General features: G+C 52.3%; 22 protein-coding genes. 3 read left to right on the plus strand and 19 right to left on the minus strand.

Annotation, left to right across the window (positions count from 1 at the left end; translation table 11 throughout):
• Positions 1-51 precede the first annotated feature (51 nt).
• Positions 52-315, plus strand: a complete 264-nt coding sequence (rpsT, locus tag H924_RS09950; RefSeq protein ID WP_015651839.1) for a 30S ribosomal protein S20 — start codon at positions 52-54, stop codon at positions 313-315.
• Positions 316-368: 53 nt separating this feature from the next.
• On the opposite strand, the gene H924_RS09955 is transcribed toward rpsT, so the two are convergent.
• From H924_RS09955 to obgE, 16 genes are all read right to left on the minus strand, one after another.
• Positions 369-1,040 (minus strand): LysE family translocator, encoded by a 672-nt coding sequence (locus H924_RS09955; protein ID WP_015651840.1) that lies wholly within the window; start codon positions 1,038-1,040, stop codon positions 369-371.
• Between the two features lie 4 nt (positions 1,041-1,044).
• A complete protein-coding gene (locus tag H924_RS09960) occupies positions 1,045-1,446 on the minus strand; it encodes an ankyrin repeat domain-containing protein (protein ID WP_015651841.1) in 402 nt (133 codons plus the stop codon).
• Positions 1,447-1,500: 54 nt separating this feature from the next.
• Positions 1,501-2,448, minus strand: a complete 948-nt coding sequence (holA, locus tag H924_RS09965; RefSeq protein ID WP_029703677.1) for a DNA polymerase III subunit delta — start codon at positions 2,446-2,448, stop codon at positions 1,501-1,503.
• A 55-nt stretch (positions 2,449-2,503) separates the two neighbouring features.
• Positions 2,504-4,156: a ComEC/Rec2 family competence protein gene (locus H924_RS09970; protein WP_015651843.1), complete on the minus strand. Its 1,653-nt coding sequence runs from the start codon at positions 4,154-4,156 to the stop codon at positions 2,504-2,506.
• Complete coding sequence (locus H924_RS09975; RefSeq protein WP_015651844.1) at positions 4,153-4,848, minus strand: ComEA family DNA-binding protein; 696 nt, start codon at positions 4,846-4,848, stop codon at positions 4,153-4,155. The genes H924_RS09970 and H924_RS09975 overlap by 4 nt, the downstream gene beginning before the upstream one ends.
• 64 nt (positions 4,849-4,912) lie before the next feature.
• Positions 4,913-5,737 (minus strand): DegV family protein, encoded by an 825-nt coding sequence (locus tag H924_RS09980; RefSeq protein WP_029703678.1) that lies wholly within the window; start codon positions 5,735-5,737, stop codon positions 4,913-4,915.
• A gap of 30 nt (positions 5,738-5,767) precedes the next feature.
• Positions 5,768-6,478 carry a histidine phosphatase family protein gene (locus tag H924_RS09985; protein WP_015651846.1) on the minus strand — a complete coding sequence of 237 codons (711 nt, stop codon included), beginning with the start codon at positions 6,476-6,478 and terminating at the stop codon, positions 5,768-5,770.
• A 13-nt stretch (positions 6,479-6,491) separates the two neighbouring features.
• Positions 6,492-6,965, minus strand: a complete 474-nt coding sequence (rsfS, locus tag H924_RS09990) for a ribosome silencing factor (protein ID WP_015651847.1) — start codon at positions 6,963-6,965, stop codon at positions 6,492-6,494.
• 178 nt (positions 6,966-7,143) lie between these two features.
• Complete coding sequence (gene nadD / locus H924_RS09995) at positions 7,144-7,803, minus strand: nicotinate-nucleotide adenylyltransferase (protein WP_015651848.1); 660 nt, start codon at positions 7,801-7,803, stop codon at positions 7,144-7,146.
• A 56-nt stretch (positions 7,804-7,859) separates the two neighbouring features.
• Entirely contained in the window at positions 7,860-8,858 is a 999-nt protein-coding gene (locus H924_RS10000; protein ID WP_155861953.1) for a hypothetical protein, read from the minus strand.
• Between the two features lie 48 nt (positions 8,859-8,906).
• Positions 8,907-9,485, minus strand: coding sequence for a PE-PPE domain-containing protein (locus H924_RS10005; protein ID WP_052160420.1), 579 nt, complete (start codon positions 9,483-9,485; stop codon positions 8,907-8,909).
• 17 nt (positions 9,486-9,502) lie between these two features.
• Positions 9,503-9,850 carry a hypothetical protein gene (locus tag H924_RS13675; protein ID WP_211208101.1) on the minus strand — a complete coding sequence of 116 codons (348 nt, stop codon included), beginning with the start codon at positions 9,848-9,850 and terminating at the stop codon, positions 9,503-9,505.
• 135 nt (positions 9,851-9,985) lie between these two features.
• Positions 9,986-11,284 (minus strand): glutamate-5-semialdehyde dehydrogenase, encoded by a 1,299-nt coding sequence (locus H924_RS10010; protein ID WP_015651850.1) that lies wholly within the window; start codon positions 11,282-11,284, stop codon positions 9,986-9,988.
• 114 nt (positions 11,285-11,398) lie between these two features.
• Positions 11,399-12,313, minus strand: coding sequence for a D-isomer specific 2-hydroxyacid dehydrogenase family protein (locus tag H924_RS10015; RefSeq protein WP_029703682.1), 915 nt, complete (start codon positions 12,311-12,313; stop codon positions 11,399-11,401).
• 64 nt (positions 12,314-12,377) lie between these two features.
• Positions 12,378-13,487: a glutamate 5-kinase gene (gene proB, locus H924_RS10020; RefSeq protein ID WP_131385812.1), complete on the minus strand. Its 1,110-nt coding sequence runs from the start codon at positions 13,485-13,487 to the stop codon at positions 12,378-12,380.
• 229 nt (positions 13,488-13,716) lie between these two features.
• Positions 13,717-15,225, minus strand: a complete 1,509-nt coding sequence (gene obgE, locus H924_RS10025) for a GTPase ObgE (RefSeq protein WP_015651853.1) — start codon at positions 15,223-15,225, stop codon at positions 13,717-13,719.
• A gap of 229 nt (positions 15,226-15,454) precedes the next feature.
• Between obgE and H924_RS10030 the strand changes: the two genes are divergently transcribed.
• Positions 15,455-17,389, plus strand: a complete 1,935-nt coding sequence (locus tag H924_RS10030) for a solute carrier family 23 protein (protein ID WP_015651854.1) — start codon at positions 15,455-15,457, stop codon at positions 17,387-17,389.
• 63 nt (positions 17,390-17,452) lie between these two features.
• Here the strand turns inward: H924_RS10030 and H924_RS10035 are convergent, their stop codons facing one another.
• The gene (locus tag H924_RS10035; RefSeq protein WP_015651855.1) at positions 17,453-18,370 is read right to left on the minus strand and encodes an aldo/keto reductase; all 918 of its coding nucleotides are present in this window, start codon (positions 18,368-18,370) and stop codon (positions 17,453-17,455) included.
• A gap of 64 nt (positions 18,371-18,434) precedes the next feature.
• On the opposite strand from H924_RS10035, the gene H924_RS10040 reads away from it, so the two are divergent.
• Complete coding sequence (locus tag H924_RS10040; protein ID WP_015651856.1) at positions 18,435-19,091, plus strand: hypothetical protein; 657 nt, start codon at positions 18,435-18,437, stop codon at positions 19,089-19,091.
• 77 nt (positions 19,092-19,168) lie between these two features.
• On the opposite strand, the gene rpmA is transcribed toward H924_RS10040, so the two are convergent.
• Together rpmA and rplU are read right to left on the minus strand one after the other, a co-directional pair.
• Entirely contained in the window at positions 19,169-19,435 is a 267-nt protein-coding gene (gene rpmA, locus H924_RS10045) for a 50S ribosomal protein L27 (protein ID WP_015651857.1), read from the minus strand.
• A 49-nt stretch (positions 19,436-19,484) separates the two neighbouring features.
• Entirely contained in the window at positions 19,485-19,790 is a 306-nt protein-coding gene (gene rplU / locus H924_RS10050) for a 50S ribosomal protein L21 (RefSeq protein WP_003859302.1), read from the minus strand.
• Positions 19,791-19,910 lie beyond the last annotated feature (120 nt).

The following is a 19,910-nucleotide window of genomic DNA, read 5'->3' on the forward strand; positions in this document are numbered from 1 at the left end:
CACCTTGGGTTTGTACACAACTTTAACAAGAAAGTTTAAGAGGCTACTTCGATGGCAAACATCAAGTCACAGATCAAACGTATCAAGACCAATGAGAAGGCACGTCTGCGTAACCAGGCTGTCCGTTCTGCAGTTCGTACCGAGATCCGCAAGTTCAACGCCACCATTGAGGCTGGCGACAAGGGTGCAGCTGAGACTCAGCTCCGCGTTGCATCCCGCGCACTGGACAAGGCAGTCACCAAGGGCGTCTACCACCGCAACAGCGCTGCAAACAAGAAGTCCAACATGGCACGTGCTTTCAACAAGCTTGGCTAATTTTGGCTCTTAAAAATGCGGTGTCCGTTCTTTTGAAACGGACACCGCATTTTTTAATTTATGAGGTGGATGGTGCCCTCATAAATCAAGGCGATACCAGCTAAAACAAAAACTACGCCAGCAAGCAGATCAAACCATGGTCCGGTGCGCAGCACTGCTTTGCGGATCTTCTCAGTTGAGACAAAAACACAGATCGTAGAAAACACCACAAAGGTCTGCACCAGAATTGCCACTACAATGCCGATTGCCAATAGCGGAGATGGATTTGCAGGCATTAACGGTGCCAAAATCGCTGCAAAGTACATCACCACCTTTGGATTGGAAAGATTGGTAGCAATACCTTGGCGATAAACCTGGGCATGAGTTCCCAAAAATTCTTCTGCATCTGGGATGGGTCGGGCTTCCGCATTAAATCGGAAGGAGCGTGCGTCGAAAAGCTCCGGCAACGCCGAGCGCAACATGCGGTACCCCATCCAAGTTAGGTAACTGCCGCCTACCAGCTGGATTATCCCCAAAATTGAGGGGTAGGTGGACAGCAACGCTGCCGCGCCGAAAACGGTAAGGGTGACCCAGACACTGAGGCCAGTGATGATACCGGCGACGCCAGCGATGGCATGTGTGCGAGAGCGGGTGGCTAGCCGAAGGAGGAAAAAGGTGTCTGGCCCCGGTGACAAACTGCCGACGATATTAAGCAGAATGAGGGTGCCAAATGCGGTCCATGCCACGCCTCTATGCCTCGAAGCGCGCTACGAGGTCATCTCGAGCAAACATTTTTGCGGTTTCTACCGCGCTCGGGGTGCCAGCTAGCGGATCAGCACCCGCTGCCAACAACGCCTCAATAACACCATCTTCCTTCTTAAAAATGGCACCTGCCAGTGGAGCTTGGTTACGACCATTAAGGCGGTTAACATCTGCACCCAGCTCAATGAGGGTCTGGACTACCTCTTCATGTCCGGCATAGGCCGCCAACATCAAAAGAGTGTTGCCGTCTTGGTTAGCCAGGTCAACGTCGACGCCATTGTCGATATAAGCCTTCAAGGTTTGAGCGGCTTCTGCGCCACCTTCACGTGCAAGTCCAAAAATTTTGTTGACAAGTTCCTGCACATCATCGGGTAATTGGGATTGTGTCATGGTGGCATATCTTACCCTGTGCTTATACCTGCATCTGAGCCCCCACTGCTGGCATTATTTACGAGCTAGCTCCGCTACTTTTCGAACCGCAAACTCAATGGCAAACTCTGCGTCGCCGCCCTGACCTTTCACCGCAGCATCCAGTTCAGCCATTAAAATCACCGCATCACTAACGGCAGCACCGGACCACTGCCGAGCTTGTTTAGCCACCTTCTCCACCACAAAAGGCGGCATTCCCAACTCGCCGGCCAGCTGATTGCTATTAATCCGACCGCGCGTGGAATAAAGCCTGGCGATCTGGCCCACCTTCATACTCAGCGCAGCTGCCAACGCCACTGGACTAGTGCCCAATTGCAAAGCTCGCCGAGTACTTGCCACCGCCTTAGACAGTTGACCAGCACATGCTAAATCGGCGACATCAAAACCGGAAACTTCCGCAATGCCCACATAGTAGGCACGTACCTTGGCAACTGTGACATCTCCACCGGTATCTGCCACCAACTGGCCCACCGCAGAGGCCAGTTCGCGAAGATCAGAACCCACACCTTCCAGCAGCGCGTGGACTACATCCGGGGTGACTTTGACATTATGGTTTCTAAATTCTTGTTGTACCCAAGCTGGACGCTCACGGTCTTTGAGCTTATAAGCCTCATGCACGGTGCTAATCTTTTCCAGCTTTTTCACCATGGCCTTGGTACGCCCACCACCAGAGTGCACAATCACCATATAAATACCTGGCGCTGGGTCAAGCGCTGCAGCTAAAACTAAGTCAGCTGCTTCTTGGCCTGCCTGATCCATATTGGTCAGTACGACCAAGCGATCTTCGGCAAAGAGCGAGGGGCTAAGCAAATCGAGGAGCTCACCTTTAGTGATCTCACTGGCCTTCATGGTGGAAACTTGAATTGTCTCTGCGCTGGCGGCACGCTCGCGAATATCTTGAATGATTTGCAGGCGCGCGCGTTCGGCGAGGAATTCATCATCCCCAAGGATGAGGTGAACCATGGGACGAGGTGAGGTGATTGCGGGTGACACGTAATCTATCGTGCCATACCCCACCCTAAAAACGCCCGTCGCTAGCATGTTGGGAACCGTCCGTGTGCAGGTTTACCTCCCCATCGCGATTGGGAAATAACACCGGAATCCCTGCCGGCGTAATGGTTGGTCGTTCAGCTGCCCGTCCCGTTGCATCACGCACAATAATTAGCTCTATGCCGGCTGGAACCTGCGAAATCTCAGATTCATCATCCAGCACCACGTAGTTCAACTCGCGTGGATCAACTTGTGGCGGCAGCCTTGCGTTCCACAGTCCCAGCATAAAAAACACTGCATAGGCCGCCAGTATTATTTTGATCAACCCATAGTGCAACGCAACGATTAGCCACATAACTGCACAGACAATCCATAAAATCCCCAACCATCCCGGCGCGACATCTATTGTGGAACGAGGTAGTCGCTGGCACCACGTTGCTACTTGAAAGATCCAATAAGTGCAGGGCTCAATGAGCTTTAGTGCGAAGAATTCTAGAGACCCCGGCAACATGGACAAAACCACAGCCATGAGCCCAATGAGGGTCACCGGTGCCACCATCGCGTCAACTAAGACATTGGCCAAGACTGCCACCAGGGAAAGTTGTCTAGACATCAGCGCAATAATGGGCATGGTTACTACATCTGCTGCAATTGCCACTGCCAAAGCACGGATAACAATATCCGGGGCTGGAATTCTTGCCAGTGCCTTATATAGCAATGGAAAAAGCAAGATAATCCCGGCAGTTGCGGTAATTGACAAAATAAAGCCGTAGTGGATTGCCAAATTTGAATCCCACAAAAGCAGCACAATTATGGCGAGGCATAATCCATGCATAGGCTCGATACGGGAAGAATTCAGCACTGCCAACAGGCTCACCATGCCGGTGGCAGCTGCTCGCAATACACTTGGTTCCCCGCCTACTAACAGCAGATATATGCCCAGCACCGCTAAGGAAACCACCACTCGAATGCGCGGGCCGACAGTAGCGTAATACAACACCACCACAACAGAGCTCACCAGAATAGCAACGTTACTGCCACTTACTGCAGATAAATGTGACAGGCCAGTATCTATATAAAGCTGGGTTTCAACTGGGTCTTGCAATCGAGTATCGCCAAGCACCATGCCAGGGATAAGTCCTTGAGAGGATTCACCAACTGTGTTAACCACGGCGGTTTGAAAGTTATCGCGGACACCGTTTACCCAGGCGGCATAGCCGCGCGGTGCGCTAATTACCTCCACCGATTGGGCAGTCATGGTGAATTCCCCAATTCCCACTCTGCTATCTGACTCGATTTTTCCAGCGACAGTCACTACTGTCTGTGGCTGTACGTTTTGATCACTATGTAAAAAAACCGGCAGATCCACGGGATAACCGGTCACCTGCAGATTAATCAATTGCACACCGGAGCCAAGGCGCTTGGTGGATTGCACGGTGCCTGCTACTGGTTGGGAAAGCTCAAAGCCCTCAGCAGTTTTTAGCCGGATCCAGGCAATCATCCCACCAACCGTACTAAGGCTGCCAATCACCAATGCTTGGCCCCATTCTTTAAGAACGGCTGCACATCCCACTCCTAACAGCACCAACAACAGGGGGAATAGCCAAGAACTGGAAATGATCATGCTTAGTACCACCAGCCATAACAATCCTGCTGCGGGCAATAAGCGCAGCTCTCTCATAAGCTCACCGCTGGCTTAATTTGCTCAAATTTAGCTTGGCCAATTCCTTTAACACCAAGTAATTCATCAATTGCTTTATAACCACCATTGGCATCGCGATAGTCAATTATTGCTTGGGCTGTTTTCTCCCCTACTCCAGGCAGCGTGACCAGTTCTGCGATGCTGGCGGAATTTAGCGAAATCAAACCTGTGCCCGCAGGATCCGATCCGCCTGACCTAGCAGTGCCAGGCGGTGGCGCCTGACCAATAGGAAAGACATTTATTTGGGTACCATCATTGAGAATCTGCGCCAAATTAAGTGCCGTGAGATCAGCATCGGGAAATACTTCTGCAGCCCCTAAAGCATCGGCAACTCGCTGGCCTTCTTGCAGCGTTACTAGTCCGGGTTTAGCCACATGGCCCACCACTGAAACCACAATTTCAGAGCTAGCTGGCTCCGTATTCATCACTTCAGAGTTCGCAGCAGAGCCGACGCTTGCGCTCTCACTAAGCAAAGAACTCACACCCGGCGGGGCGGACTGCTGCTGATAAAAAACCCAACCCGCACCTAAAACCACCAAAGCAATAGCTGCGATTATGGCGTGTTTGAGGGAAATATGAAACCGCGGGTTGGGATAATCCACCCGCAGCAAATCTTCAGTGCCGGTTTGTCTGGTGAGATCTTTTAAGCGGGCTGCCACATCGGGTTTCATGCCTGCAGGTTAAGCCAGCGCTCCCCTGCGCCAAAAACCCCAATATGGCCGTACTGTGGGAAAACTACTTCAGCACAGGTTTAGCTGTGGATAACTCTGGTGCCTCATTGGCAAACACTGCAGAAACTGATACCGCACCGGGTCCAGCATGTACCGCCAAGGTGGGATCCACATCAACAAACATAAAACTAGAGCCTTCTGGCAGGCTGACCTGCAACAAAGCCTCTAATTGTTTGGCAGCTTCGCGCGCTTCATTTTGGGTAATGGCCACAAAAACTGGCTGCCCCTCAGCCCTAATCTGTGCCATTTCCACCAATTTGGCAAAGGCTTTGGATTGGGTGCGGGTTTTGGCAGCAATCTCCATCCGTCCCCCATGAACACGCATGATAGGTCGGGTGGCCAAAGCTGTAGAAACTACCGCAGTAGCTGCAGAAATACGTCCAGATTTACGGATTTCATCAATACGATGCAAATAAATCCAGGTTTCAGAACGCCTAAGTGTGTCAACGGCAATGTCATAACACTCTTCTAAGGAAGCACCATCTTTGGCTAAACGCGCAGCTGCCATCGCCGCAGCTCCAACAGCCATTCCCAAAGAAGAGGTATCAACAACGCGCACTGCACCTTCTTCAAAAACTGCAGCCGCAGTTACCGCAGCTGACCAGGTCGAAGAAAGTTCTTTAGAGATGTGCAGAGCCAATACGCCCTCATCACCGCCACGTTCCAATTGGCGCGCATAGGCGGCAGCCAATTCCAACGAAGACAGTCCTGAGGTGGTGCGATCTTCGCCGTCTTGCATTACATGCAAATTAATAACGGCGATATCAAGCTCTGCCACCACTTCTTTGGGCAAACACGCCGAGGAATCAATAACTACCCGCACTGGCATGGCCACTGACCTCCTCTTTTGTGAAAACTACTATTCGTTAACGCCCATATTCCATCCATCCAAATACCACTGAGCATTGCCCACATTATTGCGGTCAAAGTTGGGTCCAGCGGTATGAATCTGAGTGTTTTTCAGATCCTCTTCAGGATTTTCACTACCAGCATAGTAGCGCGGACGCGCGGTTAGCTGCGCCCAGCAAGTATTACCCAGTCCAGAGAACATCGGGTACTGACTATAGTCCAAATCCAAAAGGTTCGAGGTCAGCGCGTTAATTGTGCCACCGTGGGCAACAATCAAGACAGTGCCATCATTCCAATCATCAAGAGAAACCATGATCTCATCAACAAATTGACGAGCCCGGCGCGCTACCTCAACTCGTGACTCGCCACCGGGTGGCGCCCATTGCGGATTGTGGCGCCACTGGGCGCGCGCGCCAGGATAAGCCGCATCAATTTCGCGGTGGGTACACGCTTGCCACTCACCCAGGTGCGTCTCCCGCAGACGCTTATCGACGCCCACCTCGGCGTCGATAAGCGCCCCAGCGGCCTTGGCCGTCTCATAAGCGCGGGTTAGATCAGAACTGAAGATGTGACTAATGCTCTGCTGTGCGAGCACAGCAGCTGCCCGCTGAGCCTGTAGAAACCCCAGCTCGGACAGATCAGTGTCCAATTGTCCCTGCATGCGGGAGGTGGCGTTATATTCTGTTTGCCCGTGACGGAGCAAAATCAGGCGGCGAGTCATGCGCGGTTAGTCCTTAGTCTTCCTCGTAGCCAGGCTCGTACTCAGCTGGCAGCGGTGGCAACTCATCGATGGTTGCGATGTTACGTACATCAGCCTCATCAGCCCAAGAAGCTTCACGCTTCATGGTCTCAATGCCTTCAACCTCAATAAGAGGGCAATCGCGGTAGAGACGATCCAAACCATAGAAATCACGCTCAGCCTGACGCTGGATGTGGATGACAATGATGCCATAGTCCAGCAGCACCCATCGGTTCTCGCGGTTGCCTTCACGACGCTTTGGTTCAAAACCAGCGGCGGTCATTTCGGTTTCAATTTCTTCAACGATTGCCGCTACCTGGCGCTCGTTATCGACAGATGCCAACACGAAGCAATCGGTGATTGCGATCATGTCGGAAACATCGATTACGGCGATGTCATCGGCGTTCTTCTCATCCGCTGCTTTAGCCGCGATAGTCGCGATGCGAATTGACTCATTTAGTGCAGACACAAAATTCCTTAAAAACTGCTCATTTAGCTCTTCCCGAGCAGGAAGAACCGACGCCAAGGAGAGATTCCTCGCGTCAACTCCTCCCAGTTTTCCACGAAGCAGGCCCAATCACCTACTTTTCCGCAGAAGTTGAAACTTTTCGACGATTTCCGCCCCTGAAAAGTCCACCTTTTGGTAGTTATTTTCCGGTGGGATCCATATCTTGGTCAGAGCCTTCTGGGCGATAAAGTTGGCGCTTGGCAATATATTGCACCACTCCATCAGGCACCAAGTACCACACGGGGCGGTCTTCACTGGCACGCTGACGGCAATCCGTAGAGGAGATTGCCATGGCTGGAATATCTACCAAAGAGACGCGATCCTTATGCACCTCAGGGATAATATTGGCATCAAGTTCATAACCTGGGCGAGTTACTCCAACAAAATTAGCCAACTCGAAAGTTTTCTCCCAGTCGCGCCAAGTGACAATCTGAGCCAACGCATCAGCACCGGTAATAAAGTACAGCTGCGCATTTGGATATTGTTTACGCAGGTCTTGGAGGGTATCGATGGTGTAGGTATCGCCACCGCGATCAATGTCTACCCGAGACACAGTAAAGCGCGGATTGGATGCCGTGGCGATCACTGTCATGAGGTAGCGATCTTCTGCAGGGCTTACTTTTTTATCGGCCTTTTGCCATGGCTGGCCGGTGGGTACATAAACCACCAGGTCCAAATTGAAGCGGTCGGCTACTTCAGAGCCTGCCACCAAGTGGCCATGGTGGATGGGATCAAAGGTTCCACCCATGATGCCAATGCGGTGTCGGCGCTGTGCCGGAGTGCTCGCCTGTGAGGTCATGAAAAGGAAGTATAATGACCTACCCCACAGCCACTCACAATTAAGCACCAAAGTTTCTAATTGCTGGCCTTCTTAATCCAAGATCCCACTGTCGCGTAGATTTCCTTATCCCAGGGTTTCTCGGTGCGGAAATACTGCAAATGCACCTGGTTTAGGCGAGCATCTTCAGTAAGAAATGGCTCCCCTGCCATCTCGGGTCCACTGGCAGATAGTTGCTGGATGCTGCGGTCACATACAATATCGCCGGGTAGACAATAATTAATTATTGGAGCACCTTTGTTGGGCTCTTCAAGTGAACTAAGAACCCCACCTCTTATTGGTTGGTGCCCAATTACGGTGGGATCATCAAATTGCAGGGCGGGATTAGCGATATATAAAGATCCGATGTATTGATTCCGCGCCTTGAGTTCTGCTTCGTATCCATCAAGCACCAAAACTCCTTGGGAATAGCCCACCAAGAGATACTGTGGGGTACAACCAGATTCCGCCTCAAAGTTTTCGTTGGTGGTCAGCACACTTTCCCGTCCGCTTGATAGGGAGGCACCAAATTCAATAGCGCTGCTGCCCTGTGAGGAAAGCGGAAGAGCTGCCGGATATTCGGCATCGCTTAGCCCCATCACATAGACATCCTTCATCACTGAATTACCGGTTGTCTCGAGTTGATATTGCTCCAGGTGTCCAAAGAATGCCCTGATAGTTCTTTCCTCAAATCCATTGGACGTCCAGGGCGACTCAGAGGTATAGCGGGTGGGTCGGATTTGAGAGTTTTGTTCGCTACCGCGTGCTACAACGGCTACAACTGCTGGGCATTCCCCAGGTTGCGGTGGGTCATAAACCTCCCCATATACCTCGGGGTTAAGGGCGGGATGAATTTTTAGGATGCTGTCATCTGTAGGGTTAACGATGCGCGCTAAATATTCCTCATGGGTTTCCGTGGCATTCGCACTCTGCCAGCTGCTTTGTGCCAGAGCTGAAGTGTTATCGCCTAAAATCCCCAGTGTAGAGATCGCTAAAATGCTTAAAAATGCCCGCCGAATTCTCATATTGATCTCCACAGCCTCTCCCAATTATGTTCCTAAGGTTACTGCGCGGAGGGGAAAATATTAATGCTCAACCGCTTTAATCCAGGATCCAACCGTGTCAAAGATTTCTCCGTCCCATGACCTTTCACTAACAAAATAGTGCGTGTGCTCCCAGCCACTGACTGCATCTCCACTGCTAAGAAATGCGGTGGACATAGAAGAGCCTGTGCCAAGGAAGTTCAAAAGCGTGCGATCACACACCAGATCACGGGGCAAGCAATAATTAATTTTGTTGGTGATGGCTGGGGATTCCGCACTTGAAGTTAATAGCCCACCGCGGGCTGGATCGTGTCCAATAATGGAAGGATCCCCGGGTTCCAGGGCCGGATTAGCAAAATAAAGAGATCCTAAAAACTGCCCTCGACTTATCAATTCGGCTTCTTGATCCTCTATCACCAAGGCGCCCTGAGAATAACCGACCATGAGATACTGCGGAGTGCAACCAGTTTCTGATTCAAAATTATCAATGGTGGAGAGCACTCCGGCGCGCCCACTTGAAAGAGAGCTGCTAAACCCAATCGCCGTGCTGCCTACCTCTGCAAGTGGCATAGAAGCTGGGTAAAGCTCATCGGGTAGACCCAGCACATATACATCTTTCATAATTGACGTACCATCGCTTAGCAGGTGAAATTGCTCCAACCTGGCGAAAAAGCACGCAGGTTTTCAGCTTCAAAACCATTGGAAGTCCAGGGCGCCTCGGTGCTATAACGAGTTGGGCGAATCTGAGAATTTTGTTCACTGCCACGTGTAGCAAGGGCCACCACTGCCGGACATTCACCGAAGGTAGGTAGATCCAGCACAGCCTGATAAAGCTCGGGATCTTTATCAGGATGGATCAAAATTTTGGTGGAATCATGTGGATCCACAATCTGTTGCAAATAGCCCTCATAGTCTGCAGGTTGTACCACTTGATCTTCCCTGCTTTGGGCAACTGCCTCACCTGGGGCGACAACTGCAAAAAGCATTGCCACAAGGATTCCCTTGGATAAATGCCTGAGGCCACGCATAGAAATCCCCTTCCACCAACGCTAATTTCACATAGATAATACTGCTAATATGCTACTGGCGCAGAGTGGAAGGGGAAATTCCTAAAGGTGCAGCTAAGGCCTGGTTTGACCAGTGCCCTGCAAAATCCACTTGGTGGAGGTTAGCTCTGGCAAAGCCATTGGGCCACGGGCATGTAGCTTTTGGGTGGAAATACCGATTTCTGCACCCATACCGTATTGCTCACCATCGGTAAAAGCGGTGGACGCGTTGATCATGATGGCTGCAGCATCCACTCGATCAGCAAAGCGCTGTGCCTTTTCAATATTCTTGGTGGCAATTGCTTCGGTGTGTTGGGTGCTGTACTTGGTGATGTGCTCAATTGCACCGTCCACGCCGTCTACTACTGCAACGGCAATGTCCATGGTGAGGTATTCGGAATCCCAGTCGGTTTCAGTTGCTTCGACAACATCGGTGGCGCCAAAAGCAGTCAATTCATCTACTCGTCCATGCACTGTTACTGCTGCGGACTGGAGGGCGCGCACAACCGCAAGCTTGTCTGAGTCGCTGAGGGCGGCGTCGAGAAGCGCAGTTTCAGTGGCGTTGCAGACGCTGGGGCGTCGGGTTTTGCCATTAAGGAGCATGGCGATGGCCTGCTCGAGGTTGGCTTCACTATCAATATAAAAGTGGCAATTGCCGGTGCCGGTTTCAATGGTGGGCACCGTGGCGCCGGTGACCACAGCATTAATCAGGCCAGCGCCGCCACGAGGAATAACTACGTCAACTAAACCGCGGGCGGTAATAAGATCCTGCACCGAATCACGGGTTTCACAAGGCAAAAGCTGCACAGCCTCGCGAGGAAGATTAAAGCTTGCTAAAACATCTTGCAAAATTTCAACCAGAATGGTGTTGGAATTAACCGCAGTGGAGGATCCGCGCAGCAAAGCTACATTGCCAGACTTTAACGCCAGGCCAAAGGCATCAACGGTGACGTTGGGGCGGGCTTCATAAACCATGCCCATAACGCCCAAAGGCACGCGGATCTGCTTCATCTGAATGCCATTTTCCATGACGTGGCCACGCAAAACCTCACCAACGGGGTCAGTTAGCGCTGCTACCTGGCGTAAACCGTTAGCAATGCCGACGATGCGAGATTCATCTAAAGAAAGGCGGTCAATAAGGGATGCTTCCATCCCAGCCTGCCGGCCTGCTGCGATATCAAGCGCATTTGCTGCGATAATTTCTGCTGCGCGCTTTTCTAAAGTGTCGGCTGCAGTATGCAGAATTTCATTTTTAATGCCGGTACCCAGCACTGCTATTTCAGGTGCGACCTTTTTGGCGGCGCCTGCCTTTGCTAAAACTTCTGCTCTTTCGATTTCGCGGATGTCTAGATCTTTGCTCAATGTTGAACTCATGGTTGTACAGTGTACAGACCTTGCAGCCGCCGGAGCTGAGTAAATTTCTCCTGCTCCGGCACAAGCTCCGGCTTTCAGCGCTGGCACAAGCTCCAACGGCTCAGCCTAAAAAGCCTAATAACCAGCGACCACGTCAACTTCGGTGAGCATCTTCTCCCCTGTTTGGAAAAGCTCAATATTTCGTAGTGTGAGATCGCCGGTTAAACTGCGGATACGCTCAGTGGTGTTGGCAACGTGTGGTGCAATAACCACATTGTCCATCTCCCACAGTGGATGTCCATCCGGCAGTGGTTCTGGATCGGTCACGTCTAAAGCAGCGCCCGCGATGGTGCCTGCTTGCAAAGCTGCAACCAGGTCATCGGTATTAATTAGCGGACCGCGGCCCACATTGACAATCACGGCACTGGACTTCATCTTGCCCAAGGTTTCAGTGTTAACAATATGGTGTGTATCTGCGGTTAGCGGCATAATCAGCACCAAGATATCGGCTTCTGACCATACGTGATCAGCCTCTGCCATAGCGAAGGTTTCATCGGCGCCAGCTACCGGGCGTCCAGAATTATTTACCGCAATGGTCTTTACGTTAAACGGCTGCAGCATCTCGATTAGGCGTACACCAATTCCGCCCGCGCCCATAATGGCTACCGCCTTGTTGTCATGCAGCCAGGTTTTCTTCTCTTCGACCTCATCACGTACATCCCAGGACTTAGCAAGGCGTGCAATGGCATGCTGATGCATTTGTGCCAACAACAAACCAAGGGTGGATTCTGCAACGGTATCGGCATAAAGGCCAGCTGCATTCGCCCAACGAGCCTTGTCATTGACTACCCCAGCGCGTACCAGGGCATCAATGCCAGCCATGGATGCTTGCACAAATTTAATATTGTCCGGCAATTCAGGAAACTCTGGGGCGGAGCCATTAAAGAAAAGAAAATCTGCCTCTTCAAGCTTTTCCACCCGCGTATGTCCGCCGCCCTCAATGACAGCAGCAGTAGATTCCCACAGGTGAGGATACATTTGAAACTTCATTTTTCTCCTTTAAAGATGCTTTTCGAGGCCGCCCCTCGCCTGCCACGCAGGCTAACAGCGGGGGTTAAGCGCGGCTTGCGTAATTAGATAAATAATCAGCATGGACAACAGGACGCTGCATGCCCTCTGGCAAATCCTGAGTCTGCTGGCCGACCATTGAAATCAAGGTGTCAGAGTCATAAGATACTTCACCGCGACCAATAATCTCACCACCAGGTCCCAGGATTTCAACGATCTCGCCTTGTTGGAAATCACCGATAATCTCCGTAATTCCCACTGCCAGCAGGGATTTTCCACCGGAGGTCACCGCATCTACGGCACCGGCATCTAGGCGAATCTTGCCAGCGGTATCTGCTGCATAAAGAGCCCAGAATTTCCAAGCGGAAAGGCGATTTTCTTTGGGGTGGAACACCGTTCCTACCTGCGCATGTTCCAGTGCTGGGCCAATATTTGCCGCTGAGGTCAACAGCACTGGCACACCACTGCGGGAAGCTAGGCGTGCAGCAGAAACTTTGGAAGCCATGCCACCGGTTCCCACTTTGCCGCCGTCTCCGGCGACCACACCTTTAAGGTCATTGCCATCACGAACCTCAGAAATAAAGCGTGCGGTGGGATCGGCTGGGTTCTTATCAAAAAGTCCATCAACATCACTAAGCAGCACCAATGCATCTGCAGAAACCAAATGTGCCACGATAGCGGCCAGGCGGTCATTGTCGCCAAAGTTCACACCGGTGGTTGCCACGGTGTCGTTTTCATTAACGATAGGTACTGCACCTAGCATGCGTAATTTATCAATGGTGCGCTGGGCGTTGCGGGCGCGGTCGCGCTTTCCAGCGTCTGCAGCGGTCAGCAAGACCTGGCCGATGGGGCGACCATAACGAGCAAAGGAACGTCCCCATTGGTGCATGAGGTGGACTTGACCAACGGCGGCTGCTGCCTGTTTAACGGCCAAATCAGTGGGGCGCACACTTAAGCCCAGCGGAGCCATACCGGCAGCAACCGCACCAGAGGACACCACAATGAGGTCAGAGCCAGCTTCCATACGAGCTTGGAGGGCATTGACAATGGTGTTGATGCGATTGGGATCCACCGTATGACCATCTTCATCATTGGTGAGTGAAGAAGATCCAATTTTTACCACCACGCGCTTGGCTTTGGTGATGCGCTCACGCATATCGGACTCATGTCCGTAGGCGGCGCTTTCTTTGGTTTCCGGGTCAACAGCCGGGAAGGTAGCGCCAATGCTAGCTTCCTGGCTGTAGGGGGTGACGGGAAGTCCCGTCACCGGCGCCATTTGGGTTGGCGTGGGAAGTTCATCCCGGAGTCGAACGCTTTCAGGAGTATTCTGCGTGTCATTCATAGCCCCACCATCGTATACACGCAGACACTCCAAATGTCGGGTTTTATCCCTCCCAGCGGTCGCGGGTAGCTTCCTGGCCTTCGCCGAAGTCGAGCTCATCAATAAGACCACGACGTACCTGAGATGCACGTTTACGTTCTGCAGCGGAGATACGGCCGGTCTGTTCGAGGCGCACGTCGGTGCCACGACCAGTGAGCAGTGGATCATCACCAGCAGAAGTCATTGGCTCCCATTCGAAGGTAACGCCATTGATGGTTACAGAAGCACCAACACGTGCTCCCGCCTTACGCAGGCCTTCCTCAATGCCGATCTTTGCCAAACGGTCAGCGAGGTATCCCACAGCTTCATCGTTTTCAAAGTCGGTCTGCAAAATCCAGCGCTCTGGTTTTTCACCGGTGATGACAAAGCCGCCGGGGATTTCTGGATCTTTATTGATCTGGAACTGGCCCTTGGTGCGGTGATCCACAGCCTTTGGCTTGATGATGACAGGTTCTGCCAACTTCTCCTTCGGACGCCTTTTGCGGTCCGCCTGCACAATTTCCAGCAGTTTGTACTTGAGTGGATCAAGTCCAATTCGGGCAACAGCAGAGATAATAAAGACAGGCCAGCCGAATTTTTCAGCGATCTCATCTTTTAGGAACTCAGCTAGTTCTGCAGCTTCGGGAACGTCAGCCTTATTGAGCACTACAACGCGAGGACGCTGGCTGAGGTCACCAAGTCCGGTGTCATCGTCCAATGCGGAACGGTAGGCATCAAGCTCTGCTTCCAAAGCTTCAATATCAGAAATTGGATCGCGACCTGGATCCATGGAAGCGGTATCAACCACGTGCACCAGTACAGAGGTGCGCTCAATGTGGCGGAGGAAATCAAGGCCTAGGCCCTTGCCCTCGGAAGCACCTGGAATTAGACCAGGAACGTCAGCCATGGTGAAGGTCTCATGGCCTACATTGACCACGCCAAGGTTTGGCTGCAGGGTGGTGAATGGGTAATCACCAATCTTTGGCTTTGCTGCTGACATCACAGAAATCAATGAAGATTTACCAGCGGAAGGGAAGCCAACAAGTCCAACATCGGCCATGGACTTTAGTTCCAGGGTGAGGTCGCGGATTTCACCCGGTTCACCAATCAAAGCGAAGCCTGGAGCTTTACGAGCCTTGGATGCCAAGGATGCGTTGCCCAGTCCGCCGTTGCCACCTGCTGCGGCAATAAACTTCATGCCAACGGTGGTGAGGTCTGCCAGGACTTCGCCCTTATCGTCAACAACAACAGTTCCTGGTGGAACTTCCAAGATGAGGTCGTCACCGCGAGCGCCTGCACGGTGATCGCCGGCGCCGTTTGCGCCTCGCTGGGCTTTAACGTGGGGGTGGAAGTGGAAGTCCAGCAGGGTATGAACCTGGGAGCTTACTTCAAGGATGATGTCTCCACCGTGTCCACCATTGCCGCCGTCGGGGCCGCCAAGTGGTTTGAATTTTTCGCGGTGCACCGAGACGCAGCCGTTGCCGCCGTCGCCAGCGGCGAGGTGTAGCACAACGCGGTCAATAAAGCGGTTCATAAGTCGGTGTCACTCCTGATCAAAAACTAATGCGAGCGCCCGTTCACCTATGAAATTTTAAGTGCGTTTGGTCCGAGCGCCAAGGTTCTTCGATCCTACCAGTGACAATGCCTTCTTGAATAACCGAAAATTTCCCTGTGGTACCCAGTATTTTGTCTGCCTTAGCAAAAAGGTGACAATAGGGGAGAATAAATTTCATATCGAGGACGAAGGGACACCGCCAATCGCCGTGACAATTTCAACTGAACCCCGGGTAAAACACCCGGTAGATCAGGTGCCTCCAGCGCCAAAACTAGCAGCTTTAGGGCTGCAGCATGTGCTTGCTTTTTATGCAGGCGCGGTTATTGTGCCACTGCTTATTGCACAGTCACTAAACCTTGATACCGCAACCACAATCCATCTTATTAATGCCGATCTGCTTACTTGTGGCATCGCAACACTAATTCAGTCGGTGGGACTAGGCCGCCACATTGGTGTGCGTTTGCCCATTGTCCAGGGTGTTACCACCACGGCGGTAGCTCCAATTATCGCCATTGGTTTGGGTGTTACTGATGGCGCCGGCGGAGTTGCAGCACTGCCTGCCATTTATGGCGCTGTCATCATTTCCGGTATTTTCACCTTCTTCGCAGCTCCTGTTTTTGCGCGCTTCCTGAAGTTTTTCCCACCAGTTGTCACCGGCACGGTGCTTTTGGTTATGGGTACTTCCCTGCTTTCGGTGTCTGCAAATGACTTTGTGAACTATGCAGAATCCACCCCTGCAGCCCGTGATTTGGCCTATGGTTTTGGCACCTTGGCTGTTATCATTTTGGCGCAGCGTTTCTTGCGCGGTTTCTTGGCCACCCTCGCGGTGCTTATTGGTTTGGTAGGCGGCACCGCAGTAGCTGTGCTACTTGGCGATGCAAACTTAGACAACGTCGGTACCGCTGAAGCTTTTGATGTCACTACGCCTTTCTATTTTGGCGTTCCAGAGTTTAATGCCGTGGCCATTTTCTCCATGATCATCGTCATGATCATCACCATGGTTGAGACCACTGGTGACGTATTTGCCACGGGGGAAATCGTCGGCAAGCGTACTCGCCGTGATGACGTCACGCGCGCCCTGCGCGCAGATGGCCTGTCCACCTTTATTGGTGGTGTGATGAACTCTTTCCCTTATACCTGCTTCGCTCAGAACGTCGGCCTGGTGCGCATTACCAACGTGAAGTCACGCTGGGTGGCTGCAGCCGCTGCGGTATTTATGATTATTTTGGGCGTGCTACCTAAGGCTGGTGCCATCGTTGCATCCATCCCCTCCCCAGTGTTGGGTGGCGCCTCGCTTGCCTTGTTTGCCAACGTGGCCTGGGTGGGTATTCAAACCATCGCTAAGTCTGATCTGCGCGATGGACGCAATTCCGTCATTGTTACTTCCGCACTGGGACTCGCAATGCTAGTTTCTTTCCGCCCTGAGGTTGCGCAGGCTTTCCCAGAGTGGGCTCAGATTTTTGTCTCCTCCGGAATGTCCGTGGGTGCCATTACTGCCATTATGCTTAACCTGCTGTTTTTCCATGTAGGCAAGCAAACCGGCGGCAATATTGCGACTTCTAAGTCCGGTGAGCACCTCAGCCTGGAGGCCGTAAACCAGATGAATCGCCAGACATTTGTTGATACCTTTGCATCTCTGTTCAACAGCAAGACCTGGCCGCTGGAAACTGCTTGGGAGTCACGTCCTTTTGCCAATGTCACGGAGCTGCGCGAGGCTATTCAGATTGCTGTTCTTACCGCTCCTGCCCAGGACCGCGAAGAACTTATCCGCGATTATCCCGATATGGCTCAGCTGCTGCTGGCCTCTGAGGAAGAAGCTGCGCTGATTTCCCAGGACCGTGGATCCCTTGGCCTCGTCGAGCTAGACGATGTGGACCGCGAAAAGCTGTTAACTGTCACCGCACAGTACCGTGAGCGTTTTGGGATGCCTTATGTGGCGTATTTTGACACCATGGACACCGTTGATTCGGTGGTTACCGCCGGTCTGCGCCGTCTGGATAACTCCAATGAGCAGGAGCACCGCCAGGCTTTGTCAGAGATCATTGAGATCGCCAATGATCGCTTTGATATGTTGCTGGCCGATGCCAACCCCGCGCGCACGGCCTTTGACCGCAAGTTCACCGATACCGATTTCATGAACTAAAGCGCTTTTCGACGCAAAAATCCCGCCCTTTTCGCATATGAAAAGGGCGGGATTTCTTATGGCCTAGTTGAGATCGTTAGGGTGTGCGCCACCGCGAGCATTACGCTCCAAGGCGGTAATCGCATCCATTTCCTCATTGCTCAGGAGGAAATCAAAGACATCCAAGTTCTCCGCCATACGTGATGCTGTCACTGTTTTAGGGAAAACAATGGTGCCATTTTGCAGGTGCCAGCGGATGACCACCTGAGCTGGGGTCTTGCCATGGTGCTCGGCAGCTGCAGCGATTGGAGCTTCGGCAGACAAATCGTATTTGCCCTGGCCCAAAGGTCCCCAAGATTCAATGGCAATGCCGGCAGCCTGAGAAGCCTCCACAGCTTCACGCTGCTGCAGCGCTGGGTGTAGCTCAATCTGATTAATCGTTGGCACTACGTCGGCGGCAGCCAAAAGCTTTTCTAGGTGCTCCGGCAAGAAGTTGCAGACACCGATGGAGCGGGCACGATCGCCCAGCTTTTCCATGGCTTTCCAAGCAGCGGCATAATTATCATTGGCTGGTGCGGGCCAGTGCAAAAGGTAAAGATCTACATATTCAAGGCCCAGTTTGGCTAAGGACTCCTCAAATGCAGCTTCCACATCGAGGTGACGATCATTCCAAAGCTTGGTGGTAATAAAGAGTTCTTCGCGGGGAATTCCAGACTTAGCAATTGCCCGGCCCACGCCTTCTTCATTGCCATAAATCGCAGCAGTATCGATATGACGGTAACCAACTTCCAGGGCTTCGCTGACAATCCGCTCAGCCTCTGCTGGGTCCACCTTAAACACGCCAAAACCTAACTGTGGAATGCTGTGGCCGTCATTAAGCGTGATCAGTGGAATTCCTTCTGGCTTGGATACCTTTTTCTTTTGATCCATCAAAGACTGCAGAAGCTTATCGCGCTCTTCCTCAGGGGATCCGAAAAAACTTCCAGTACCAACAACAGACATTAAAACTCCTTTAAGGTGATGTGAATTCGAGTGCCCAGGCTACACCTCCCTACACTGGCATACCATGAGCTATGACTTTGTCCTTTTTGAAACCGACGGCGACCCAGGCAGTGCGCGTATTTCTAAATCTCCACTGACCGAACGTATCGATTTTGCCACCCCTTCAAGCACTCCAGTGTTGGAATCCTTGGCTGCCGGGCTTGCTGCCACTGCGCCACTGACCGTAAAACTTGAAGAAGATGCCATTCAGCTTTCTGGAGATCGCTGCCTCTATGTGGTCACCTCCTATAACAGTGCAGAGGAAGCCGCGCAGTGGCTGGCTACCATCGCCCTGGATTATGGTCTGGGCTTGGCCGATATGAACTCAGATACCATTTTGCTTTTTGGCGATGAAGACACCGATGCGGTGGTGCAAATTGAGAATTGGTACTCACCGGCTTTTTCCGCCTATGGCCTACCCCACCTGCTTATTGAGGTGATGCGTCTTAAAGACACCCAGCTGCCTTATCTACGAGTAACTCGCACTGCGGATGATTCACAGTTCATCCAGACCCTCTACCAGGTAGCGGAGAAGCAATGGCTGGTCGAGTACTCCAGCGGCGCAGAGACCTTAGGCACCGAAGTAGCCACCCTTAAAGATGTCATTGGTCTTATTGAGGCTTGGTTTGCCGGCGCAGCTGATTTTGGGGCCGCGCACTCTTGGACTCCAGTAGAAAACTAAACATAAAAAAGCTACTCCCCACAAGCCTTAGAGGTTTGTGGGGAGTAGCTTTAGTTCGTTAAAACTTAGCAGCTGACTTAAGCGTCAACAGCCTCGGTCTCGACGATGTTCACCAGGCGACGGTTGCGCTTGGTAGAGAACTGGACAGCGCCAGTCTTCAGTGCGAAGAGAGTGTCGTCGCCACCGCGGCCGACGTTCTCACCTGGGTGGAACTTGGTGCCACGCTGACGGATCAAGATCTCGCCTGCGGAAACCTGCTGGCCACCGAATCGCTTCACGCCAAGGCGCTTGGACTCGGAATCACGACCGTTGCTGGAGCTGGATGCACCCTTCTTGTGTGCCATGTGGTAATTCCCTCCTTCAAAAGGAAAAACTCAAAGAAAGCCCAGGGGCTTACTTGATTCCGGTGACCTTCAGAACGGTCAGGGGCTGACGGTGTCCCTGGCGCTTCTTGTATCCGGTCTTGTTCTTGTACTTCAGGATCTTGATCTTCGGGCCCTTGGTGTGCTCGACGATCTCGGTGTTGACGCTCACAGAAGCGAGCTTGTCAGCGGCGGTTGTTACATCGGCGCCATCGACGAGCAGAACCGGGGTGAGAGCCACGGATGCACCCGGCTCACCCTCGATCTTCTCGACCTTAACGAGGTCACCTTCGGCAACCTTGTACTGCTTTCCGCCGGTCTTGACGATCGCGTACATAGAGGGCTACCCCTTATCTGATTCTCGGCTCAGGCACTCGGAGTTGAGTCCCTGATTGGACTTACGTTTTACAATTGCGTTCTAGGCATGAGAACGCCACAAAATGGCTTCCGTCACGCG

The sequence above is a fragment of the Corynebacterium callunae DSM 20147 genome, from assembly GCF_000344785.1.
GTDB lineage: Bacteria > Actinomycetota > Actinomycetes > Mycobacteriales > Mycobacteriaceae > Corynebacterium > Corynebacterium callunae.

Excerpts from the sequence above, each read along its gene's own strand:
- rpsT (WP_015651839.1), top strand. The coding sequence starts at position 52 with ATGGCAAACATCAAGTCACAGATCAAACGTATCAAGACCAATGAGAAG.
- H924_RS09960 (WP_015651841.1), bottom strand. The coding sequence starts at position 1,446 with ATGACACAATCCCAATTACCCGATGATGTGCAGGAACTTGTCAACAAA.
- holA (WP_029703677.1), bottom strand. The coding sequence starts at position 2,448 with ATGGTTCACCTCATCCTTGGGGATGATGAATTCCTCGCCGAACGCGCG.
- H924_RS09970 (WP_015651843.1), bottom strand. The coding sequence starts at position 4,156 with ATGAGAGAGCTGCGCTTATTGCCCGCAGCAGGATTGTTATGGCTGGTG.
- H924_RS09975 (WP_015651844.1), bottom strand. The coding sequence starts at position 4,848 with ATGAAACCCGATGTGGCAGCCCGCTTAAAAGATCTCACCAGACAAACC.
- H924_RS09980 (WP_029703678.1), bottom strand. The coding sequence starts at position 5,737 with ATGCCAGTGCGGGTAGTTATTGATTCCTCGGCGTGTTTGCCCAAAGAA.
- H924_RS09985 (WP_015651846.1), bottom strand. The coding sequence starts at position 6,478 with ATGACTCGCCGCCTGATTTTGCTCCGTCACGGGCAAACAGAATATAAC.
- nadD (WP_015651848.1), bottom strand. The coding sequence starts at position 7,803 with ATGACCTCACAGGCGAGCACTCCGGCACAGCGCCGACACCGCATTGGC.
- H924_RS10005 (WP_052160420.1), bottom strand. The coding sequence starts at position 9,485 with ATGAAAGATGTATATGTGCTGGGTCTACCCGATGAGCTTTACCCAGCT.
- H924_RS13675 (WP_211208101.1), bottom strand. The coding sequence starts at position 9,850 with ATGCTTTTTGCAGTTGTCGCCCCAGGTGAGGCAGTTGCCCAAAGCAGG.
- H924_RS10010 (WP_015651850.1), bottom strand. The coding sequence starts at position 11,284 with ATGAGTTCAACATTGAGCAAAGATCTAGACATCCGCGAAATCGAAAGA.
- H924_RS10015 (WP_029703682.1), bottom strand. The coding sequence starts at position 12,313 with ATGAAGTTTCAAATGTATCCTCACCTGTGGGAATCTACTGCTGCTGTC.
- proB (WP_131385812.1), bottom strand. The coding sequence starts at position 13,487 with ATGCGTGAGCGCATCACCAAAGCCAAGCGCGTGGTGGTAAAAATTGGA.
- obgE (WP_015651853.1), bottom strand. The coding sequence starts at position 15,225 with ATGAACCGCTTTATTGACCGCGTTGTGCTACACCTCGCCGCTGGCGAC.
- H924_RS10035 (WP_015651855.1), bottom strand. The coding sequence starts at position 18,370 with ATGTCTGTTGTTGGTACTGGAAGTTTTTTCGGATCCCCTGAGGAAGAG.
- H924_RS10040 (WP_015651856.1), top strand. The coding sequence starts at position 18,435 with ATGAGCTATGACTTTGTCCTTTTTGAAACCGACGGCGACCCAGGCAGT.
- rpmA (WP_015651857.1), bottom strand. The coding sequence starts at position 19,435 with ATGGCACACAAGAAGGGTGCATCCAGCTCCAGCAACGGTCGTGATTCC.
- rplU (WP_003859302.1), bottom strand. The coding sequence starts at position 19,790 with ATGTACGCGATCGTCAAGACCGGCGGAAAGCAGTACAAGGTTGCCGAA.